Annotated in this window: 6 protein-coding genes and 1 pseudogene; 5 read left to right on the top strand and 2 right to left on the bottom strand. The window is 49.4% G+C overall.

Annotated features, from left to right (window positions below; all coding sequences use genetic code 11):
* Window positions 1-93: 93 nt before the first annotated feature.
* A pseudogene (locus tag AC0J20_RS23105) lies at window positions 94-534 on the bottom strand (DUF4437 domain-containing protein); the annotation flags it as partial.
* A gap of 255 nt (window positions 535-789) precedes the next feature.
* On the opposite strand from AC0J20_RS23105, the gene AC0J20_RS23100 reads away from it, so the two are divergent.
* On the top strand, window positions 790-1,428 hold the full coding sequence (locus AC0J20_RS23100) for a peroxiredoxin-like family protein (protein ID WP_473023572.1): 639 nt from the start codon (window positions 790-792) through the stop codon (window positions 1,426-1,428).
* 12 nt (window positions 1,429-1,440) lie between these two features.
* Here AC0J20_RS23100 and AC0J20_RS23095 read toward each other — a convergent pair whose 3' ends face one another.
* Window positions 1,441-2,133 carry a substrate-binding periplasmic protein gene (locus AC0J20_RS23095; RefSeq protein ID WP_473023571.1) on the bottom strand — a complete coding sequence of 231 codons (693 nt, stop codon included), beginning with the start codon at window positions 2,131-2,133 and terminating at the stop codon, window positions 1,441-1,443.
* Window positions 2,134-2,407: 274 nt separating this feature from the next.
* On the opposite strand from AC0J20_RS23095, the gene recG reads away from it, so the two are divergent.
* From recG to AC0J20_RS23075, 4 genes are all read left to right on the top strand, one after another.
* Window positions 2,408-4,483 carry an ATP-dependent DNA helicase RecG gene (gene recG / locus AC0J20_RS23090; protein ID WP_473023569.1) on the top strand — a complete coding sequence of 692 codons (2,076 nt, stop codon included), beginning with the start codon at window positions 2,408-2,410 and terminating at the stop codon, window positions 4,481-4,483.
* 69 nt (window positions 4,484-4,552) lie between these two features.
* Window positions 4,553-5,299, top strand: coding sequence for a class I SAM-dependent methyltransferase (locus AC0J20_RS23085; RefSeq protein WP_473023568.1), 747 nt, complete (start codon window positions 4,553-4,555; stop codon window positions 5,297-5,299).
* Between the two features lie 163 nt (window positions 5,300-5,462).
* On the top strand, window positions 5,463-5,789 hold the full coding sequence (locus AC0J20_RS23080; RefSeq protein WP_473023567.1) for a hypothetical protein: 327 nt from the start codon (window positions 5,463-5,465) through the stop codon (window positions 5,787-5,789).
* A 61-nt stretch (window positions 5,790-5,850) separates the two neighbouring features.
* Window positions 5,851-6,420 carry a CBS domain-containing protein gene (locus tag AC0J20_RS23075; protein WP_473023566.1) on the top strand — a complete coding sequence of 190 codons (570 nt, stop codon included), beginning with the start codon at window positions 5,851-5,853 and terminating at the stop codon, window positions 6,418-6,420.
* Window positions 6,421-6,561: the final 141 nt, after the last annotated feature.

Genomic DNA, 6,561 nt, shown 5'->3' with positions numbered 1-6,561 from the left:
TGTGGAACTTAATCCGGAGAGCAAAAAAGAAGCAGCTTAACGGCTTAGGCGACAACTACCTTGAAAAACGCCGTCATGCTCAGGTAACGCCTGCCATACCAGATTATCACGATGCAGGTTTACCGGCCTTTCACCATTGTCAAAGCCTTCACTACTGGGTTTAACCAGGTAGGGGCCCGCTTCAATTTCCAGATAAATCAGATTGTCCTCAGCATTCGCCGCCGTAATATGATTTTCACCTGCAGGCTGGGTCCAAAATGACATAGCTGGCATCCACATCGTCTCAGCGTGTGGGTCGTCATTGTGCATAGCACCAGCAAGCACCACTCCCCGGTAACTAATATTGTGAATATGTGGCGGCGATGAAAATCCTTTGCGAAACCGTACCAGCATACCTGTAGCCTTATCCTGACTGCGATCACCCCATAAGTTGGCTGCAGCCGGGCTTTTGTCGCGACGTAAGGGATTCAGGTCCCCCCATTGCACTTCATCTGCGCTCACCACCACTGGATTTTGCCCGGATTGCGCTGCCATTACCTGCCAGTTAATGAGCACTCCCAGAGCGACAAACCGCCAGCACCTTGTTAATTTCATATTGCATCCTGTTCAATGTTACAAAAATTGCTCTCAGTGGGGATGTTAACCCTTTAAGCAATACAGGATAATCGACAATATTCCTGATGCAGTTTCAATTTTTAATTGATAATAATAAATAATATCGCTTCGCTGAAAGCAAACCGGATTATTCCAGGTCAATGGGAGGTAACTATGGTTTTAAGAAGTAATACGATGAAAAAACTCTCACTATTTGCACTACTTTGTTTTGTTAATTTTGCGGCACTGGCTACCGGCCCGGAAAACATCGCGGCAACGGCGGATGAAGTGCGCCCGGTGCTCAATGGTCAATCATTACCTGATGTCACCCTGTACGATCTCGACGACAAACCGGTAAAATTACAAGCACTGCTCAAACAACAACCTACCGTTCTGATTTTTTACCGTGGCGGTTGGTGCCCATACTGCAACGCGCAGCTCGCCGGACTGAAGGACATCGAAAGCAAAGTCATGGATTTGGGTTATCAAATCGTGGCCATTTCACCTGATTCACCCGCCAGGTTAAAGGAGCAAGCTGTGGACAGCGACTTCAAAGTTAAACTGTTATCCGATAAAGATTTTTCAGTGAGCAGCGCATTGGGTATAGGATTCTTCTTACCGGATGATGTCGCCAACCGCTATCGCAATAAAATGGGTATCGAGTTTGTCGCCCTGGATGGCACCAGCAAAGTGGCATTGCCAGTACCTGCGGTTTACATTGCAGACCAACAGGGACTTGTGCATTTTAACTATGTTAACCCCAATTTCCGGGTGCGTATTTCACCGGAATTATTGTATCAGGCCGCAAAAACGCTGGACCTGCAACAGCAATAAGTAGTCAGGTTGTTACAGACGACGGTTAATAATCTGATCAACCTTTCCGGCTTGTTTTAACGCCACAATGGACTGGTTGATCAGCTGCAACAATTGCGGGTTAACCTGTTTGTGAAACGCAATACTGGTGGGCAGTTCAGCCAAATTCAGCTGGATCTTAATTTGCTGTTTATGGCCCTGTAACTGTTGCAGTTGATATCTGATGATATCCACCGAATAAGCAATCGCATCAACGCGCTGTTTGAGCAACATTTGCAATAATTCTTTGGAACTGAGCACATGGGTCAGATGGATTTCATCTGGCCCTAAATCCTTGAGTAACCTCTCACCAATATCATCCCGCACCACGCCTATCACATACTGGTTAATTTGCCCTAAATCGGTCAATGTAAGGTCACTGTCTTTTAAGGTGATCAGCGCTATTTGCTCGGTAAATAAAGGTTCACTCAAGGCAAACAAGTTATCGCGTTCAGGGGTGTAAGCCATGGTCAGCAAGGCGGCTTGCGGATTATTACTGATCTCTTTAACGGCCCTTGCCCAGGGAAAAACCAGGACTTGTTTGTGGCTATTGAAGGGCACCTTGTGAGCCTCAAAAATTTGCTCAAGAATTTCCACCGCAATGCCTTTGACCTGGTTATCCTCACGATAATGGTAAGGTGGATATTGCTCGGTTATCCATAACATCTGATTCACGGTATCGCTCATTAGCGGTTTTAAAGGCTCTTCCCCATTGGCACCCCAACTCAACAACAGCAACGACATCAAACAACAAAACAAACGACAGGGGAAACAAACCTTAAAAATCAACCGGACAACCTTTTTTTATTCTTAATAACAAGACCTACTATATACAATTGTGGGCGGGCTTGTCCGGTTTTAAGCTGCACAGCTGTTTTTTAACAAACAACTGGTTTTTTATTCAGTATTATTAGACACTTAAACGATTGAATAAGTATTGACGGGAATATACGCTGTTCATATGCAATCACTTTCGATAAAACCCGTATCGGAGTTAAAAGGCGTCGGCGCCAAAGTGGCAGAGAAACTCAATGGTCTGGGCCTGAAAACCGTTCAGGACGTGCTGTTTCACTTGCCGCTGCGCTATGAAGATCGTACCCGTATTTACCCTGTTGCCGATCTGAAACCCGGTGTCTCCGCTGCAATTGTTGCCGAAGTTAAACGCGCCAATATCAGCTATGGCCGAAAACGTACCCTGGTGGTAAACGTGGCCGATCAATCCGGCTCTGTCACCCTGCGCTTTTTTTATTTTTCGGCGGCCCAGGCCAAAAACATGACCGAAGGCACACAGCTGCGCTGTTTTGGGGAGGCCCGCCCTGGTAAACACGGGCTGGAAATGGTGCACCCTGAATATCGCATCCTGAACAGTGAATCAGAACAACAGGTAGAAGAAACCCTGACCCCGGTATACCCCACCACAGAAGGCATAAAACAACTGACCTTGCGCAATCTCACCGAGGCTGCACTCAAGCTGCTGGACAAAGGCGGATTGGCGGAGTTATTACCCGACGGGCTATATCCCAAACAGTTAAGTATGAAACAGGCACTGCGGGTGGCTCACCGTCCCACGCCGGATATTGCAGTAACCGAACTGCTGGAAGGTAAACACCCGGCACAGGAAAGGTTGATCCTGGAAGAGTTGCTGGCTCATCACCTCAGCGTGCTGAAAGTAAAACACCAAACCCAGGCCGACCCGGCTATCAGTATCCCGCCATCTCAGCAGCTCCGCTCCAGGTTTTTACAGAGCCTGCCCTTTAAGCCCACCGGCGCACAGCAGCGGGTGAGCGCCGAAATAGAACGAGATTTGCTGCTCAATCGCCCTATGATGCGTCTGGTGCAGGGTGATGTGGGTTCGGGCAAAACCCTGGTGGCCGCCATTGCGGCACTGCACGCCATTGAACAGGGCTTACAGGTGGCCTTAATGGCCCCGACCGAAATACTGGCAGAACAACACTTTATCAATTTCAGCCAATGGTTTGAGCCACTGGGTATTTCCTGTTCCTGGCTGGCCGGTAAACTCAAAACCAAAGAGAAAAATCAGGCTTTGCAGCAGATTGCCGATGGCAGTGCTCAATTGATTGTGGGAACCCATGCCCTGTTTCAGGAGCAGGTGACCTATCAAAAACTGGCGCTGGTGATCGTAGACGAACAACACCGCTTTGGCGTGCATCAAAGACTGGCACTGCGGGAAAAAGGTGAGGTGTATGGCTACTTCCCTCATCAGTTGATCATGACCGCCACCCCCATTCCCAGAACACTGGCCATGACCGCCTACGCCGACCTGGAAACCTCGGTTATTGACGAATTACCCCCCGGACGCACCCCGGTAAAAACCGTGGTACTGCCCGACTCACGACGGGGTGATATCATTGAACGGATTCGCTCGGTATGCCATGAACAAAAGCGCCAGGTGTACTGGGTATGCACCCTGATTGAAGAATCTGAAACCCTGCAATGCCAGGCAGCTGAAGACACCAAAGTGATACTGCAAACTGCCCTGCCGGAACTGAATATTGGCCTGGTACACGGCCGTCTCAAGCCGGATGAAAAACAGGCGCTCATGCAGGCCTTTAAACAGGGTGAGTTAGATTTACTGGTGGCCACCACCGTGATCGAAGTGGGTGTCGATGTGCCCAATGCCAGCCTGATGATTATCGAAAATGCGGAACGCCTGGGCCTGGCGCAACTCCACCAGTTGCGGGGACGTGTAGGGCGCGGAGGTGTCGAAAGCCATTGTGTGCTGATGTATGCCAGCCCCTTGTCGAAAACTGCGCAACAACGCCTTGCGGTATTGCGGGAAAGCAACGACGGCTTTGTCATTGCGCAAAAAGACCTGGAAATCCGTGGCCCCGGAGAGTTACTGGGCACCAAACAGACCGGTCTGGCCAATATGAAAATCGCCGATCTGGTGCGGGATGCCTGGCTTATTCCGCAGGTACAGAAAATTGCCAGTCACCTGTGGCAACATCACCCGGTCAATGCCAATGCTATCATTAACCGCTGGCTGCCCTACAAAGAGAAATACGGTAATGCCTGACGTATCGCCTGAGCTACACATAAAACAACTTTGCCGGAAAGATTTCCGCTCATCCAATCGGGCAGCCCTATGACCCATCACCTTCCTTTGTTTTGCCAATCCAGTTCGTTACCTGAATTTTTACACAACGCCGGGTTTGATATCGTCAACACGGCCCCCGATGGACTGGCGCTGGTTTTTGACGATGACAAACTGGGCTTAAAAGATTTCGCGCAGCCCAAAGTGGGCGCGGTCATTGTGGATTTTACTGCCGATGCCGTCGCCTGGCGGGCCAGCCGTAGCAGCATTAAAAACGAAGCCATCGCCAAAGCGATGGGACTTAAAGGGAATACCGCCAGTCGCATTGTCGATGCGACAGCCGGGCTGGGACGCGACAGCTTTATGCTGATGACGCTGGGCGCCAATGTCACCATGCTAGAGCGCTCTCCTGTGGTGGCAGCTCTGTTACAGGATGGCCTGCGCCGGGCTGAACACTCCGGACAATTTGGCAGCGACTTTGCCACCCGATTACAGTTTATCCCCGGGCAGGCAACAGAGTTATTACACAACTGGCAGACTGAGAAGCCCGACGCCATCTATTTAGATCCTATGTTTCCCCACAAGAAAAAGTCGGCGTTAGTTAAAAAGGAAATGCGGGTTTTCCAGCAATTACTGGGGCATGATGAAGACGCAGACAAGCTGCTGGCCCCGGCACTGAAACTGGCGGGCAAACGGGTCGTGGTCAAACGGCCAGATTACGCCCCTTATTTAGCAGATACCCCGCCCAGTATGCAGATAAAAAGTAAAAAACATCGCTTTGATGTGTATCTGGTTTAGTTGCCGCCTGCACAATCCGCTGATTACCACGAGTAACAAATGTAGCTCGGGTATGAGACCAACACAGTGATTTTTACGATAAAACGCCCATTAGTGACTGGCACAAACATCCTGTTAAGCGCATACTAAAATTGAACAGGTAACCAGGCAGTACTGATACACCATGAACTCAGAAACCCAAAAAAGCAGTGTTAACCACTTTATGCAATTGAGCATAGTGGTATGGCTGACCTTGTGTTTGGGGTTTATCAGCAGTGCCAGTTCGGCCAATCAGTTCGCTGACAGCGGCATTTATTCAGAGTCCGCAGACTGGCAACTGGCTATTTTGCCAGCGGACGCCAGCCCGGAAACAGACGCCGATGATGACAGCATTATCAGCACCCGATTGCCGCTGGCGTTGCAGCCAGGCTACCCACCCTTAAAACACCCAAGCCGCTTTGCAGTCCCTGAGGCAAGTCACGCCTTTTACGCCAGAGGACCACCTCTTTAACCTCGTTAAAAAAACACCCGGCCTTGTGCCCGATTAGTTAATTTTTATTGAGGTAAAGATCATGAACTCCATCGTGACCAACAGTTATCCCGCAGTTGCTGTATCTGATCAAAAAAGCAGCCTGAGAACCATTACCCTGAATACCCTGGTCAGTGAATTAATCGCTGATCTGGAAAGCTTCCCCTACATTGTAGTTAACGCCGATACGCTGGCGACTGATGCCAGGAAGTTCCTGAAACAAAATCGCTCATCCCTGATGGCCGTTATCAACCAAAATAAACAGTTTTTGGGCATTCTGGACAGTCGCGATTTTGACCAACAGGAAATCGTAAAAAGGATGTCACAGGGTTATGCACTCAGCGAAATTCAGGTCTCTGATTTACTGCATCCGCGTGAGATTCTGCACTCCGTTAACGAGCATGAGATTAGTCATCAAACGCTAATGTCACTGTTGCGTCAAATGCGTTACAGCGATGACAAGGTGTTGCTGGTACTTACCGAGTCCACCGGTGCCTTATCCGGTATATTGAGCGCGGCGCATATTGCTCAGCAATTGCAACTTCCGCCTCAGGAAAGTGAGACACTGTCATTCCGTCGCCTGTATAACATGCTGGCCAACGAGGAAGCGTAACAACCAGCATGCCCATAGCAGAGCGCCACTAAAGCAGGTGTTCAAAGCACTTCTCAAAGAAGTGCTCAGATTGATGATAAACCCCCGCTTTTTAGCGGGGGTTTCTTTTTTTAAGCAGCCGAAGGCTGCGATCGCGATGTT

This window comes from Planctobacterium sp. R6 (genome assembly GCF_055755215.1).
Note: the sequence above shows the minus strand (reverse complement) of the source record. Positions and strands in the feature narration are given on the sequence as shown.

Bases quoted from the DNA above. Each gene is read 5' to 3' on its own strand.
- AC0J20_RS23100 (WP_473023572.1), top strand. From the start codon at position 790: ATGAAAAAACTCTCACTATTTGCACTACTTTGTTTTGTTAATTTTGCG.
- AC0J20_RS23095 (WP_473023571.1), bottom strand. From the start codon at position 2,133: ATGAGCGATACCGTGAATCAGATGTTATGGATAACCGAGCAATATCCA.
- recG (WP_473023569.1), top strand. From the start codon at position 2,408: ATGCAATCACTTTCGATAAAACCCGTATCGGAGTTAAAAGGCGTCGGC.
- AC0J20_RS23085 (WP_473023568.1), top strand. From the start codon at position 4,553: ATGACCCATCACCTTCCTTTGTTTTGCCAATCCAGTTCGTTACCTGAA.
- AC0J20_RS23080 (WP_473023567.1), top strand. From the start codon at position 5,463: ATGAACTCAGAAACCCAAAAAAGCAGTGTTAACCACTTTATGCAATTG.
- AC0J20_RS23075 (WP_473023566.1), top strand. From the start codon at position 5,851: ATGAACTCCATCGTGACCAACAGTTATCCCGCAGTTGCTGTATCTGAT.